General features: G+C 44.7%; 16 protein-coding genes. 6 read left to right on the top strand and 10 right to left on the bottom strand.

The annotated features are described in order from the left end of the window. Nucleotides 1–24: 24 nt before the first annotated feature. The 8 genes from LWP20_RS17280 to LWP20_RS17245 form a co-directional block, all read right to left on the bottom strand. Nucleotides 25–579, bottom strand: a complete 555-nt coding sequence (locus LWP20_RS17280; protein ID WP_242929435.1) for a YdeI/OmpD-associated family protein — start codon at nt 577–579, stop codon at nt 25–27. 106 nt (nt 580–685) lie between these two features. Further along, nucleotides 686–1,378: a hypothetical protein gene (locus LWP20_RS17275; RefSeq protein ID WP_242929434.1), complete on the bottom strand. Its 693-nt coding sequence runs from the start codon at nt 1,376–1,378 to the stop codon at nt 686–688. A gap of 192 nt (nt 1,379–1,570) precedes the next feature. Next, a complete protein-coding gene (locus LWP20_RS17270; protein WP_242929433.1) occupies nt 1,571–2,179 on the bottom strand; it encodes a hypothetical protein in 609 nt (202 codons plus the stop codon). Nucleotides 2,180–2,359: 180 nt separating this feature from the next. Continuing rightward, nucleotides 2,360–3,043 carry an endonuclease III gene (gene nth, locus LWP20_RS17265; protein WP_187033989.1) on the bottom strand — a complete coding sequence of 228 codons (684 nt, stop codon included), beginning with the start codon at nt 3,041–3,043 and terminating at the stop codon, nt 2,360–2,362. Nucleotides 3,044–3,062: 19 nt separating this feature from the next. Beyond that, nucleotides 3,063–3,293, bottom strand: coding sequence for a hypothetical protein (locus tag LWP20_RS17260; protein ID WP_242929432.1), 231 nt, complete (start codon nt 3,291–3,293; stop codon nt 3,063–3,065). Next, nucleotides 3,268–3,870, bottom strand: a complete 603-nt coding sequence (locus LWP20_RS17255; RefSeq protein ID WP_242929431.1) for an RNA polymerase sigma factor — start codon at nt 3,868–3,870, stop codon at nt 3,268–3,270. The genes LWP20_RS17260 and LWP20_RS17255 overlap by 26 nt, the downstream gene beginning before the upstream one ends. Nucleotides 3,871–4,351: 481 nt before the next feature. Further along, a complete protein-coding gene (locus LWP20_RS17250; RefSeq protein ID WP_242929430.1) occupies nt 4,352–4,717 on the bottom strand; it encodes a group III truncated hemoglobin in 366 nt (121 codons plus the stop codon). Nucleotides 4,718–4,945: 228 nt separating this feature from the next. Then, a complete protein-coding gene (locus LWP20_RS17245; RefSeq protein ID WP_242929429.1) occupies nt 4,946–5,287 on the bottom strand; it encodes a hypothetical protein in 342 nt (113 codons plus the stop codon). A 416-nt stretch (nt 5,288–5,703) separates the two neighbouring features. Here LWP20_RS17245 and LWP20_RS17240 point away from each other — a divergent pair, with 416 nt between their 5' ends. Continuing rightward, complete coding sequence (locus LWP20_RS17240) at nt 5,704–6,972, top strand: MFS transporter (RefSeq protein WP_242929428.1); 1,269 nt, start codon at nt 5,704–5,706, stop codon at nt 6,970–6,972. Nucleotides 6,973–7,058: 86 nt separating this feature from the next. On the opposite strand, the gene LWP20_RS17235 is transcribed toward LWP20_RS17240, so the two are convergent. Both LWP20_RS17235 and LWP20_RS17230 read right to left on the bottom strand, forming a co-directional pair. Then, nucleotides 7,059–7,193, bottom strand: coding sequence for a 30S ribosomal protein THX (locus LWP20_RS17235; protein WP_242929427.1), 135 nt, complete (start codon nt 7,191–7,193; stop codon nt 7,059–7,061). A 139-nt stretch (nt 7,194–7,332) separates the two neighbouring features. Beyond that, nucleotides 7,333–8,397 carry a T9SS type A sorting domain-containing protein gene (locus LWP20_RS17230; protein ID WP_242929426.1) on the bottom strand — a complete coding sequence of 355 codons (1,065 nt, stop codon included), beginning with the start codon at nt 8,395–8,397 and terminating at the stop codon, nt 7,333–7,335. A 465-nt stretch (nt 8,398–8,862) separates the two neighbouring features. On the opposite strand from LWP20_RS17230, the gene uvrA reads away from it, so the two are divergent. The 5 genes from uvrA (at nt 8,863) to prmA (ending at nt 14,377) form a co-directional block, all read left to right on the top strand. Further along, complete coding sequence (gene uvrA, locus LWP20_RS17225; RefSeq protein WP_242929425.1) at nt 8,863–11,667, top strand: excinuclease ABC subunit UvrA; 2,805 nt, start codon at nt 8,863–8,865, stop codon at nt 11,665–11,667. A 107-nt stretch (nt 11,668–11,774) separates the two neighbouring features. Next, nucleotides 11,775–12,080 (top strand): hypothetical protein, encoded by a 306-nt coding sequence (locus tag LWP20_RS17220; RefSeq protein ID WP_242929424.1) that lies wholly within the window; start codon nt 11,775–11,777, stop codon nt 12,078–12,080. Between the two features lie 238 nt (nt 12,081–12,318). Next, a complete protein-coding gene (tpiA, locus tag LWP20_RS17215; protein ID WP_242929423.1) occupies nt 12,319–13,080 on the top strand; it encodes a triose-phosphate isomerase in 762 nt (253 codons plus the stop codon). A 94-nt stretch (nt 13,081–13,174) separates the two neighbouring features. After that, nucleotides 13,175–13,537, top strand: a complete 363-nt coding sequence (locus LWP20_RS17210) for a 7(1) septoil knot domain-containing protein (protein WP_242929422.1) — start codon at nt 13,175–13,177, stop codon at nt 13,535–13,537. 9 nt (nt 13,538–13,546) lie between these two features. Beyond that, nucleotides 13,547–14,377 carry a 50S ribosomal protein L11 methyltransferase gene (gene prmA / locus LWP20_RS17205; protein ID WP_242929421.1) on the top strand — a complete coding sequence of 277 codons (831 nt, stop codon included), beginning with the start codon at nt 13,547–13,549 and terminating at the stop codon, nt 14,375–14,377. Nucleotides 14,378–14,380: the final 3 nt, after the last annotated feature.

Raw genomic sequence — 14,380 nt, 5'->3', positions numbered from 1 at the left:
TCGGCTAAGGCTATACTTTAAATCTTAAATCCTATTACCTGCTTGGCTGGTTGCGATTAGTTTGTGGAGTCGGCTTAACTGTGTTTTTTCCTGCTTGCCAGCCATTACCCAATGTATAGCCCGCTTTTTGTAAGAAGGTGCCTGCCCCTGAAAGAATGCCCAGGCATTTGAGTTTGCTTTAAACTGCTCTGTGTAGGCTTTAGAAAGTGCTTCAGGAGCTTTTTCGTAGCTGTAAATCCTGGAGTTGCTTTCTTCCAGCTTGTCGAAACTGGCAAAACCGGCCGGACGCATCAGTCCTAGTTTTGATAGCTCCTCTACTTTTTTGATATTCACAGCGCTCCAGGTGCTTTTAGGTTTCCGTGGCGTGAAGCGGATGCTATAGCTTTCCGCATCAATGTTTCTGCGCACACCATCTATCCAGCCAAAACACAAGGCTTCGTCTACAGATTGCGGCCAGGTTATACTTGGCTTGCCACTTCCAACTTTATAAAAGCCAACCAGCAGTTCAGTTTCTTTTTCATGGTTCTCTTCCAGCCATTTTCTGAAATCATTTTGTGTGGGGAAGAAGGTTGGTAACATGCGAATAAGTAAAATGTAGGATTATAGTTTCGTACCTATCGAAGGTAGTAGTATAGAAGTTCTAGCCTACTATACTTACCTCAAAAAGCTATCTCATAAACAGCGATTATAAAGCAGGCATTATAGTTTGAGAACTTACAGAACTATAATTTATAGTTTCGCGGTTGCGGTCGGCCCAGTACGCCCAGATGATGAGCAGCCACTGCATTTGTCCGCCCCAGGCTACGGCATCCATACTTGGCGGCACCGGCCCGAACAGGTTCATAAAATAGATTACTACTAAAAATATGATCAGTGCCCAGAAGCTATAGATACCGGTTTTGTTCTTCGCTTTCGTGTTTCTCAGGTATAGCCACAGGCCAAGTATAAACAGCAGGCTTTCTGCAAGTATAGTTGCTGTAGTTGATGTCCATAAACCGAGGCCAAGCATGGGAGCATCGCCGGGGTAAAGCGGAAGGTCTGGTACGTGCACTATAAGATCTAAAAGCCAGTGGCTGACAACCAGCAACCCAAGTATAATTGCCGAGCGCGTATCTTTTTTGATGAGCCAGTAAACCACTCCGAACAGTAAACCCCAGCCCAGCACCAGCAGCAAACTATGCGAGATAGGGTAATTCGTAAACTTAAGCGGCACCAGCACACCCGGCTCAGGAGAGATCATAGCTTGCTCCAAATTTAGCATCAGCAACGTAGGCCACAACAGATCCAGGAACTGCGCAGCCATAAATAAAGTACCAAGTGAGGGTTTCGGCGCTGCGGCCTTACCTGCCAGACCAACAGCAAAATGACCTAGAAACATGGGAGTGGGGTTTGGGTTATAGTTTGGTAGATGATGGTTTGTTTTGTTTGTTAATGCTGGTGCGAGCTTGTAGCTCGTACTTATTTCCTTATTGAGAAAGTACGAGCTACAAGCTCGCACCAGCGGAGTTTATTTCAACGTTCTTGGCTATAGTGCATTTATGTACTATAGTTGTTGTTATGCCTATGGCTTTTAATTCAATGTCGCGCTTAATTTTATGATTGTTTTACTTGGTTGCAAGTTTCTTTCAATAACGTAAGCATTATCAACTAGTAGTTCATTTTCAAAGGAAGCTAAATCAATGTCGCCATGGTCCGCTAGGGTAACCTTACCTGAATCAATATCCCTCTTCAGCTCCTCATAATAAAACTCTTTGTCAAGAGCCTTTGCAATCCACAACACTTTTTGATAGACATTAACCCACTGGGAATAATCCGTTTTGTCATTCCTTAGCCTAAATTCTCCTGATATAATAAAATGATTACACCCTCCTCTGGTGACCAATAATGAATCACCTGTCTCTAAAATATAGGTTGCAGTACGTGATGCAAAGTCCCACTTATATCCCTTTAATTCTTGAATACCCTTTAAAAATTCATCTGTCTGTGTGGCTTGGTCAAATATACAATCCTCTGATTTCGCATTTTCCGAAGCAGTTTGTTGAATATTTTCATTTTTAAGCGAATCAGTTATAACAGATGGTCTTTCTTCTATAATCGAAATTTGTTTATTTTCCTGATCCGGATTAGAGCAGGAGGAAGCTATCAATAGTAGAATCAAGCTTAAAATAGTTTTCATCATCGTTTCTTAATTGAGCTTTGCTATAACTAGTTTATAAACGGATGTCCATATGGCTTATTCGTTATTGTCAACAATTAAGTCTAATCGAGTAATCAAATATAGTATATATACTATATACCAACAAAAAAGCCCACTGCAACTATAGTTACAGCAGGCTTTTATACTTTATAGGCTTAAAGCTTAAATTCCGCCCAGCTTATTCTCCGGGTCATCGGGTATGTTGGGGAAGTTTTTCTGGAAGAAGGCGCAGAAATGGGTGAGCGGGCATTCTTCGCATTTAGGGCGGCGGGCTATGCAGATGTAGCGGCCATGAAGTATAAGCCAGTGGTGTGCTTTGGCAATAAGCTCTTCCGGCAGGTTGCTCACCAGCTCCCGTTCTACTTCCAGCGGTGTTTTTGCTTTCTTATCAACCAAGCCTAATCGCTTGCTTACTCTGAATACGTGCGTATCTACAGCCATGGCCGGCTGGTTCCAGATAACCGAAACAATAACGTTGGCAGTTTTACGACCTACGCCAGGTAGCTTTACCAGTTCTTCCACGGTGCTGGGTACTTCGGAGTTGAACTGCTCTACCAGCATGCGGCCCAGACCGGCAAGGTGTTTTGCCTTGTTGTTCGGGTACGATATACTTCTGATGTATTCAAATATCTCTTCTGGTGCGGCGGCAGCCAAAGCTTCTGGTGTGGGGTAAGCCTCGAAAAGGGCAGGTGTAACCATGTTTACACGCTTATCAGTGCATTGCGCACTCAGCACAACAGCAAGTATAAGCTCGTACGGGTTGGTATAGGCCAGTTCTGTCTCAGGCTCCGGAAAGTTATTCGTGAAATAATCGATCAGGAGCTTGTAGCGTTCTTTTTTGCGCATAAAAAAAGTTTGCAGTCGGTTAAGACTGCAAACTTAAGTTTTTTGAGTAATTCAGGATGTTATTTATGGCACGATCTGAAGGTGTTTTGGTCGCGCCATCAAGTAATTGTTGAACCAGCAAGAGGTCAGAGCAGCTTTCGGCAAGCTCGTTGTCGTGCATTAAGGCCGTTTCCAGCTGCTGGCGGGCATCATCTGCCAACTCATCATATACATACTGGATAAGCTCATTCTGAGTAGAGGTTTTTATCATAAGCAATAGTACCGTTAAGCATCTTTTTCCTTAGGTTAATAAGCGCGTAGCGCATACGACCCAAAGCCGTGTTGATGCTCACCCCGGTAGCCTCGGCTATCTCCTGGAAACTCATGTCGGCGTAATGCCGCATCATCAGCACCTCACGCTGCGATTGGGGCAGCGTCTGGATTAGCTCGCGCAAACGAGTGTGTGTGTCTTCTTTTATCTGCAGCGACTCCGCGGAGTCTTCAGCAAACGACAAGGTATTGAACACATTACTCCCGTCTTCGAGGGTGATCATCGGGCTTCGTTTTTCTTTCCGGAAAAAGTCGATCGCCAGGTTATGGGCGATGCGGCAGATCCACGGCGAGAACTTGCCTTCCTCGTTATAGCGCCCGCCCTTCATAGTATGGATAGCCTTAATAAAGGTATCCTGCAGAAGGTCTTCTGCTATATACGTGTCTTTGACAATCAGTAAGATCGTAGTGAATACTTTGTTCTTGTGTCTGTTTACTAGCTGTTCAAACGCATTTTCATTACCTGCGATATAAAGCGTTACCAGTTCGGAGTCGCTTAGCTGGGTAGTTGTATTCATTGTAAAGCTACATTAGTTTAACGTAGAGCTTTATATCATATTGTTGCGTTAAGCTGTTAAAACAAATAATTTTTCAGATAGGTAAATCAAATATAGGTAATGCTTTTTAGCTGTGCAATAAAAACCAACCCTTCAGCCGAAAAAAATTATAAAGGCGCTATATAAACATACTGTAATAGAGCGTTACGCCTCCCAAATTTGATTTTCTATTATACGAGGGTAAAGTTTAAAAATGTATGTGATTTATTTAATTTAGTTTTCCACATATATAAAAACACGTTTATTTTAATAAAAACGCACTTTTTAGAGTTGAAAGATATTTTAGGGCCGTTGGCAAGATCTAAATCCGGAAGAAATAAACACGTAGTTGGAGCAGTTAAGTACGGAGGCTTAACCTAAGTATAAACCCTCTTAAAAGCTAAAAGCCGAAACAGCTATACTTGCTATTCCGGCTTTACCCTTTTATAAATTCTTATTTGTTTTAATGCAGCAGCCCCATGCGCAACTGAAATATCTGGGCAATGCTGGTTGCTTTCTGTTTTGCTTCTGTAGCGCTTTCGCCTTCAAACAGTTCATCTACGGTAGCTGTAAATAACTCTATCCAGCGGGCAAAGTGGCCGGGGTCTATAGGCAGGCGCATGTGTTTCGGAAAAGGCTGGCCTTTGTAGGCCATACTCCCAAATAGCACGGTGCTCCAGAAAGTATACATGACAGGCAAATGGTGGTCCCAGTCTATCTGGGCAAAATCATTGAATATAGGCGATAGCAGCTCATCAGCATTTACTTTATCATAAAAAGTATCGACCAGTAGCTTTATGTCTGCTTCGTTTTCTAAGGCTTTCTTCATCTTTCGGTCTTCTTTTTCTCTAACACCACATGGTTACAGGTTGGCAAACTATAGTTCTGTGGTTTATAGCAGGCTTTTGTTAAAGAATTTAGGTGCAAGTTTAGGTACTTATACTTTTATAAAGAATGATATTTGTCAACCTTGGGCTAGGCTAGAACCGAAAGGGCATAAAAAAAACCTTCGGAAGAATTGGCTCTTGCGAAGGTTTTCTGCATTATAAGTAAGTGTTTATTTCCTGCTATATCCTTTCAATCGGTTTAATATTAAAAGCAAGCGGCGGTTTATTTCGCGTTCCTCAACAGGTTTGCACTGTGCCGTAATATCAAAAGGCTGCTTCAGTTTTTGCTCCACAGCCTGCAAATGCTCTAAGTAGCACTCAAGGGTAGTGCACGGCACGTTCTGTAAGAAAGAGTCGATATCTGCACCGTTGTCTTTTTTATATTTCAAATTGATTGCGTTGGCAATCTCGGCATTGATCAGCTTTGTTACATCTTCGCCAGATGTAATTTCCTGCTGGTACACCTTCTTCTCGATGCTTTCCAATAATGTTCGGATGTCCAGTTTTTCCATAGGATCAGGGTATATAAAGGTTAATAAAAAGTGAAAGTAATTCCGTTCGCAGGGTTTATGTGCCTGCGTTGCCTGTATTGCTACTAAAAGTAGAATTAATTAATTGGTTACTGTGCTGCTATACCAGCAGCAAATTGATACTTTAACAGAAAGGTTTAAGCCCGGTTTTGGGATGGAGACAGGGTAATGTTTGCCGTTCTGTAAAAAGTTATACTTCTGTTTTTGCTGTAGTGTTACAGAAAAATGCGATAATAATAGAATGTTAACTATATAGATTGGTAAAAGGATTAATGCGGCTGGTAAGTGGCAGAATATGGCGCCAGGCTTACCGCAATTTTAACTAAGTATATACACGCTTATTTTGCTGTTGTTAGCGTAGCTTTGCAGGGCATTCACTTTGTTAAAACAAACTTAATATGCGTAACAGCCCTGAGCGCAAGCACGACCCTTATGCTGTACTCCGGATACCGGATTTCAGGCTTTATATTTCGGCCAGGCTATGTATTACGCTGGCCATGCAGATACAGGCTGTAATTGTAGGCTGGCAGATTTACAATATTACAAAAGACCCGCTATCGCTGGGTTTGATCGGTTTGGCCGAGGCGATACCCTCTATTGTGGTGTCGCTTTATGCTGGCTACCTCGCCGACATGGTGCCTCGCAAGAAGATAATAATGGTGGTGGTTACTGTGCTGTTGCTATGTTCGGGGGCGCTGTTATACTTTACCCTGGATATGAGCCATACTTTAAACTTGTTTGGGGCGCTGCCTATTTATATTGTAATCTTTATAAGTGGTATTGCACGTGGCTTTATGGGGCCTGCCGTATTCTCGTTTATGCCGCAGCTGGTAGCCAATAAGCAACTTTATGCTAATGCTATTACCTGGAGCAGCACTACCTGGCAGGCAGCCTCGGTGGGTGGGCCGGCGCTGGGTGGTCTTATCTATGGTTTTTTCGGTATTAGTGCTGCTTATACTACCGATGCTGTGCTGGTACTGCTGGCGCTAGTTTCTTTTTCGATGATCGGCTCCAAACCACTGCCTGAGAATGTGAACCCACAGAACCTGAAAGAAAGCCTTCGCTCCGGTATCAGTTTTGTGTTCAACAATCAGATCATACTTAACGCCATTTCACTTGACCTGTTTGCCGTGTTGTTTGGCGGCGCGGTAGCTTTGTTGCCCATTTTTGCTTCTGAAATATTAATGACGGGTCCGCAGGGCTTAGGCTTTTTGCGGGCAGCACCGGCTATTGGCTCTGTTTTGATGGCTGTAATTATGGCCTACTATCCGATTTCGGCGAACGCCGGGCGTAAAATGCTGATCTGCGTAGCAGGCTTCGGGGTTTGTATTATCCTTTTCGGGCTTTCAACTAACTTCTGGTTCTCTTTGCTGCTGCTGGCTCTTAGCGGTGCTTTCGATAGTATAAGTGTTATCATCCGGTCTACGCTTATTCATACCCTTACACCAGAATACATGAAAGGCCGGGTGTCGTCGGTTAACAATATTTTTGTAGGCTCGTCCAACGAAATAGGCGCATTTGAATCTGGTTTTGCTGCAAAGCTGATGGGTGTGGTGCCATCGGTGGTTTTTGGTGGCATTATGACGCTGCTGGTAGTTGGTGTTACTGCGTTTAAAGCCGATAAACTGCGCCAGCTGCACTTAACTCCGGAAGCGGAAACCGCCTGATAGCTGGCTTCTAATAGATGGCTTCTAGATAAAAAGCAAACGCACCGCCTGGTATATAAAGCGGTGCGTTTGCTTTTGGTAGTGTGTTACTCAGCTGTGGCGGCAGCCTCTTTCTGAGCCGTGTGTAGTTGCTCGGCTTTACCAGGTTTATGTGGTCTGCTGTTGCCGTAGCTACCCTTCTTAATTTTACCTTTCTTGGATTTTTTATCTCCTTTTCCCATAAATAGATTGGTTATAACGTTTGGTGATTAACTTCCATACGGGTATAAGGCGGGCACAGGTTCAAATTTATGCTTCTGCTACCATACTTTTTGCACCGGTTTATTAACGCTAAATAAGCATGCGGGTCAATATAAAGCTTTATTCCAGCACTACCCGTTTATGCATTACAGCATTGCCTGAAGTGGCCGATAAAATATACAGCCCCTTAAGTTTAGCCAGATCCTGCATGGGTAGTTCTACTGTTTCGCTTTGGCCATTTACCAGCTGCTCATATACTACCCGCCCCGATATATCTTTTAATTGAACTCTGGTTTCCTGGCTGCCGGCAGGCTTGCGAATACTCAACGTGCAGTCGCCGTTCTGGCAAGGGTTTGGTGCCACACTAAGTTCTATGGTATGGGCATTTATACTCTCGCGTGTAATAGCTATGATGGGCGAATACTCATACGGCCCGCTAAAATCTACCTGCTTTAGCCTGTAGTAACTGGTGCCACCAAGCGGGCTGGTGTCAGTTAAAGTATAGTTTATGGGTGTAACTGAATTGCCATGGCCTTCCACAATTGCGATTTGCTCAAATGTTTTGCCATCGGCGCTGCGCTCTACTTCAAAATGCTTGTTATCTATTTCACTAGCTGTGCGCCACTCCAGCGATACGCCACTTTCGGTAGTTTTGCCTTTAAAGTATACCAGCTCTACTGGTAGCGGAACAATGGCTATGCAAGGTTCGCCCCCAGGCTCCAGGCCGGTTACAAGTGTTATATCATAAAATATATTGACGTTAATGTTGATGTTAAGAATTGGCAGTACAAATCTTACCCGGGAGTGCGCATCAATCCGGATTTCAGGGTCTGCCAGGAAATCTTCTCTGTTAACAAACAAGACTACAAACTGCTCGCCTTCAACTATTTCATTAGTATTTAAATTAACAGGCGATCCTCCTGTTGCTTCAGATTTGATGTTCTGAAAAGTGCCGCATGTCCCACCTTCGTTAATGTCATATAAAAGCACGAGCCTTAAATCGTCAGGGTTATCAGGCGAGGGGTTAATCTCGTCTATTCTGACAGATAAGCATGGCGTTTCAACTATACAGGAACCCTCAATTGGAGGAAGGTTTATTCCATTTTGAGCAATAGCATTTTTTGGCAGGCTTATATACAACAGGCAACAAATAAGTATACCTTTCAGGAGGGTAAATATCTTCATGAGGCAGCGCATTACGGTCATTTCTCACACACACACACACACATAGCAACAGGCAGCGTACCCGCAAGAGCGGGTAATAGAAGGAAGTAAGCAGGCATAAGTCACATGTAGCCTGGCTATTTTTCCGGAAGGTGAGGGTGCGCATTTCCGGAATTGTTAAAATTCGGATATACAGCTATTTATAATACGTTAGGGTGGTAGGGGCGTTAATGCAGGTTACAGCTTTTACGTGAAGTATAGCTTGGTATGGGCAAAGCCGGTAAACAACTTAGTAGCACAAGGGCCAAATTGCACCGGCTTTTAAATTTCCGTGTAAAGTAGTAGTCAATAATACGCCTCAGATGCAACCAAGGCCTTCAAAAAGAGGTTATCTATTCGTATCTTTACATCTTATAAAAACAGCAAGTTTAAGGGCTTTCCCTGAAGTATAAATTGTTGTGCTTCTGTTGCAAAGGCCACTTTCTTATGGCAAACATACCTGAAAATAACCTCGATACATTAGACCCCCGCCAGAACATCATTATTAAAGGCGCACGGGTACATAACCTGAAAAACCTGAGCGTGGCACTACCGCGTAACCAGTTTATTGTAATTACAGGCCTTTCGGGCTCGGGCAAATCATCGCTGGCTTTTGATACTTTGTATGCCGAAGGGCAACGCATGTACGTGGAGAGTTTAAGTTCTTACGCCCGCCAGTTCCTGGGCCGTATGGATAAGCCCGATGTTGATTATATTAAGGGCATCAGCCCGGCAATTGCCATTGAGCAAAAGGTAAGTATAAAAAATAACCGTTCTACAGTTGGCACCAGCACCGAGATCTACGATTACCTCAAATTGCTTTATGCCCGCATAGGTAAAACTATTTCGCCGGTTTCAGGCGAGGTAGTGCAGAAAGATACTGTGGCCGATGTGGTAGATTATATTTTCTCGTTGGAGGATGAAGCGCGTGTTATGATACTGGCGCCACTGCTGCTATCGCCGGAGCGTACCCTGGCTAAAGAACTGGACCTGCTTTTACAGAAAGGTTACTCCCGTATTTATGCCGATGGCCAGGTATACTTTATAGAAGAATTGCTGGCGCAGGAAAAGCCGAAGCTTGGCAAGGAAGTATACATTCTGATAGACCGTGCGGTTGTTTATAAATCCGATGAAGACCTGCAGTTCAGAATTGCCGACTCCGTGCAGACCGCTTTTTACGAAGGTCACGGCGAATGCCGCGTCATGCATGGCGACGATGTACGTGTTTTCTCCGACAGGTTTGAGCTGGATGGCATAGTGTTCGAAGAGCCTTCTGTAAACTTCTTCAGCTTTAACAACCCTTACGGTGCCTGCCAGACCTGCGAAGGTTTCGGAAGTGTGCTGGGCATAGACCCTGACCTGGTTATACCTGATAAAAGCCTGACAGTTTATGAAGGTGCCATTGCGCCCTGGCGTTCCGATAAAATGAACGAATGGCAGCAACCGCTTATCAAAAATGGTATTCGTTTCGATTTTCCGATACACCGCCCTTACAACGAGCTATCGGAAGCCGAGCAGGAATTACTCTGGACAGGTAATAAATACTTCGAGGGCCTGAACGCCTTCTTCAAACATTTACAAAGCCAGACACACAAGATACAGTACCGCGTTATGCTGTCTCGTTACCGTGGCCGCACCACCTGCCCGGATTGCAAAGGATCGCGTCTGCGCAAAGATGCCAGCTATGTAAAAGTAGATGGCAAAAGTATAACTGACCTGGTATTGCTGCCGATTACAAAAACACTTGAGTTTTTTGAGAACCTGCAAATAAGCGAACACGATCAGAAAGTTGCCGACCGACTGGTAGTGGAAGTAACAAACCGCTTAGGCTACCTGAACCGCGTGGGGCTGGGTTATCTCACGCTTAACCGTCTTTCGAATACCTTGTCAGGTGGCGAGAGCCAGCGTATCAGTCTGGCTACCTCGTTGGGTAGCGCGTTGGTAGGTTCTATGTATATCCTGGATGAGCCAAGTATAGGCTTGCACCCGAAAGATTCGGAGCAGCTGATTGGTGTGTTGCGCTCGCTGCAGCAGATTGGTAATACTGTAATTGTGGTGGAGCACGAAGAAGAAATCATGCGTGCAGCCGACCAGCTTATTGATATTGGGCCGGAAGCAGGTTCTGGTGGTGGTAACCTTATGTTCCAGGGTACTTTTGACGAGATCGTTAAAACTGCTGAAACCTATACCGGCAAATACCTGAGCGGCAGAATGGAAATGCCTGTGCCTTCACAACGCCGTAAGTGGCGCAATGCGATAGAAATTACCGGTGCCCGCGAGAATAACCTCAAAAACCTGAGTGTAAAGTTTCCGCTGAATGTCATGACGGTGGTAACAGGGGTTAGTGGTTCCGGTAAATCTACTCTGATCAAAAAGATACTTTACCCGGCTATGCAGAAACTGCACGGCGCCACATCCGAAGCTACCGGTAAATTTGATAAACTGCAGGGCGACTATACTAAAATAGGCCATGTGGAATTCGTGGATCAGAACCCGATCGGTAAATCGTCGCGCTCAAATCCGGTAACATACGTGAAGGCTTACGATGCTATTCGTTCGCTGTATGCCGAGCAACCATTGGCCAAAGCGCGTGGTTTTAAGCCATCGCATTTCTCGTTTAATATTGAGGGCGGTCGCTGCGAAGTATGCCAGGGCGAAGGCCAGGTAAAGATAGAAATGCAGTTTATGGCTGATATTTACCTGACTTGCGAAAGCTGCCACGGCCAGCGCTTTAAGCAGGATGTGCTCGATATCAAGTATAAAGATAAAAGTATAGCAGAAGTGCTGGACATGACCATTGCGGATAGCATCGGCTTTTTCGCTGATCAGCCTAAGATCATGGACCGCCTGAAACCGCTGGATGATGTTGGTTTGGGTTATATCCGTTTGGGCCAGTCGAGCAACACGTTATCTGGTGGCGAGGCGCAGCGGGTAAAGCTGGCATCGTTCCTTACCAAAGGGGCGCAGCCACACCATGAGAATATCCTGTTTATTTTTGATGAGCCAAGTACAGGCCTGCATTTTCACGATATCAACAAACTGTTGTCTGCAATAAATGCGCTTATCGAGAATGGCAACACGGTAGTTATTATCGAGCATAACATGGACATCATTAAATCTGCTGACTGGGTGATAGACCTTGGTCCGGAAGGCGGCACGAACGGTGGACACCTGCTTTTTGAAGGCACTCCGGAAGATATGGCGAAGTTGGAAGATAACCATACTGCCCGTTTCCTGAAAGGCAAATTATAAGGGTAAGAGAACAGTATAAATTTGTTGGGGTAATCGTCTGAAAAAAAACAGGCAAAGTATAAACCTTTTATAAGGGTTCTGCGATATCTATATAAAAGAATATTGTGATGGAAGCCCTTGACGAAAAATACCTGAACTCCATTAAACACCTGAATGGAAACCAAATAATGCTGCGAGCCGAGTTGCTTGATGGCAGTAGAGTGAAATTATACGGCGATGCAGCCATTGGCGAAGACCAGATAAAAATTGTAAATAGCTACGATAAGCACAGGCAATTAAGCGTGCCTGGATTGTACGACTATTATGCTCATATCTCGATGCCCGATCCATGGCAGCTTGAATTGTCTTTTACCAATGCCAAAACCGGCGATAAGGATGTGTTCCCGATCGTGAATTTTGAAGTAGTAGACTAACGAAAGTATCAGGTTCACCTACGTATAAGCGAGCCGAAGAAATAGCAGGTTTCTGTTCTTTCTTCGGCTTTTACTTTGTGTTTAATTTGGCGTGGCCGGAAATCAAATGCCATAAGTATACTTTATCGCATCAAATTGAGAAGTATAAAGTATAGCTCAAAAATAGAAATTGCTAACTTGCCGTAATGCTGTTTAAAAACAGGCCATCTGAAGTATAACAATCATCAAACTATAAAACATGAGAAAACGAATTGTTGCTGGCAACTGGAAAATGAATAAAACATATGAGGACGCACTTTCGCTGGTGTCGGAGATCGATAACATGGTGAAAGACGAAGTGACCGGTGATGTGACCGTGATCGTGGCCCCTCCGTTTCCTTTTCTGCAAAGCGTGGGCAAGCTAACTCAAGGCAACAGCCTGATGCACCTAGCGGCCCAAAACGTAAGCGAGCACGAAAGCGGTGCCTTTACCGGCGAAGTTTCTGCTGCTATGCTTAAATCGGTTGGTACAGAGTATGTAATTATTGGCCACAGCGAGCGCCGCATGTACCACCACGAAGATGCCCAGACACTTTACAAAAAACTGAAAGCTGCTTTAGCGCAAGGCCTGACCCCTATTTTTTGCTGCGGCGAGCCGCTGGAAGAGCGCGATGCTGATAACCACTTTGATTATGTAGGTAAACAGCTGCACGATAGCCTTTCGTACCTGAGCAACGAAGAATTCGACCAAATAGTAGTTGCCTATGAGCCAATCTGGGCCATCGGTACGGGCCGTACAGCCAGCAGCCAGCAGGCACAGGAAATGCACGCCTATATTCGTGAGCAACTATCCCGTATGTTCGATGCCGAAGCTGCTTTTAACTGTTCTATACTATATGGCGGTAGCTGCAACCCGGGTAATGCCAGAGAGCTTTTTGCCCAGCCAGATGTGGATGGCGGCCTGATCGGTGGCGCTTCGCTTAAATCAAGAGACTTCGCCGATATCATTAAATCTTTCTAAAAGTTAAAGTATAAAATTAAAAAGGCTGCCGGTGCACTGCATCAGCAGCCTTTTTTGTTAGCGCATCTGGTTAACTTTGATTAAATTTAGGCCTATGCCTGTATTATTCACTTTTATACTTGCGCTTTTCTCGCTTATGAAAGCGCCAACGCCTGCATTACCCGTGGCAACTGGTAAGGATTTTTGCCAGATTTATGGCTCCGTTTACCTGGAGCGCGACCCCAAGTATAAAAATACAGCTGCTTATACCGTGTTTCTGAATGAAGAAGAGGCTTTTGCCAACATGGTGGTTTACCGCGAAAACAACAAGCTTTTTGCCGATGCTACCGCCATCTGGTACATCACACCTAACAAAGCCTTTGCCGACCACATTATTTACGTAACCGATAACCGCAATTTTGCCGATTTTACAGTGCACTTTACTGATGTGCGCTCTTACGCCACATGCCGCGAATAATTAATTTTTATGGATTTTATAGAAGTAAGCTTAAAAGTAACCCCCGAATTTGCCGACATCCTGACAGCCGAGCTTGGCGAATTAGGTTTTGATGCCTTTGTTGAAAACGAAGAAGGTTTCAGCGCCTACATAGACGAAGACAAGTATAGCCAGGAAGCGCTGGAAGAAGTAATTAACCGCTATGCTGATTTTTCGCAGGTAACTTATACTACACAAAAGATAGAGCGCCAGAACTGGAACGAGGAGTGGGAACGCAACTTTGAACCGCTTTTTATTGGAGGCGAAGTATCTGTAAGGGCATCGTTTCACGAGAAACCGGCTGCTGCAAAGTATGATATCGTAATCAACCCGAAAATGTCTTTTGGCACGGGCCACCACGAAACCACCACCCTGATGATAGAGAACCAGCTGACGCTGGACCACCAAGGCAAGCGCGTACTCGATATGGGTTGCGGCACAGGTATACTGGCTATTATGGCCGGCGAGCTGGGCGCATCTGAAATTGTAGCCGTAGAAATAGAAGACTGGACAGTAGAAAATGCCCGCGAGAATGCTGAACTTAATGGCTACGGAAGTATAGATGTACGTTTGGGTGGTGCCGAAACTATAAAAGGAGACCAGCCTTACGATATTATACTTGCCAACATTAACCGCAACGTGTTGCTCGAGGATATGCCTGCCTATGTGGCTGTGCTGAAGCCGGAAGGCTGGCTGTTGCTAAGCGGTTTTTATACCGAAGATTTGCCTATGATACAGGAGCGAGCCACGGAACTCGGCCTGACATATATTTCACACCGCACGAAAAATAACTGGGTGTCTGCTCTTTTTAAACACAACTAATTT

Origin of the sequence: Pontibacter vulgaris, assembly GCF_022758145.1 — a bacterium.
Lineage (GTDB): Bacteria > Bacteroidota > Bacteroidia > Cytophagales > Hymenobacteraceae > Pontibacter > Pontibacter vulgaris.
Note: the sequence above shows the minus strand (reverse complement) of the source record. Positions and strands in the feature narration are given on the sequence as shown.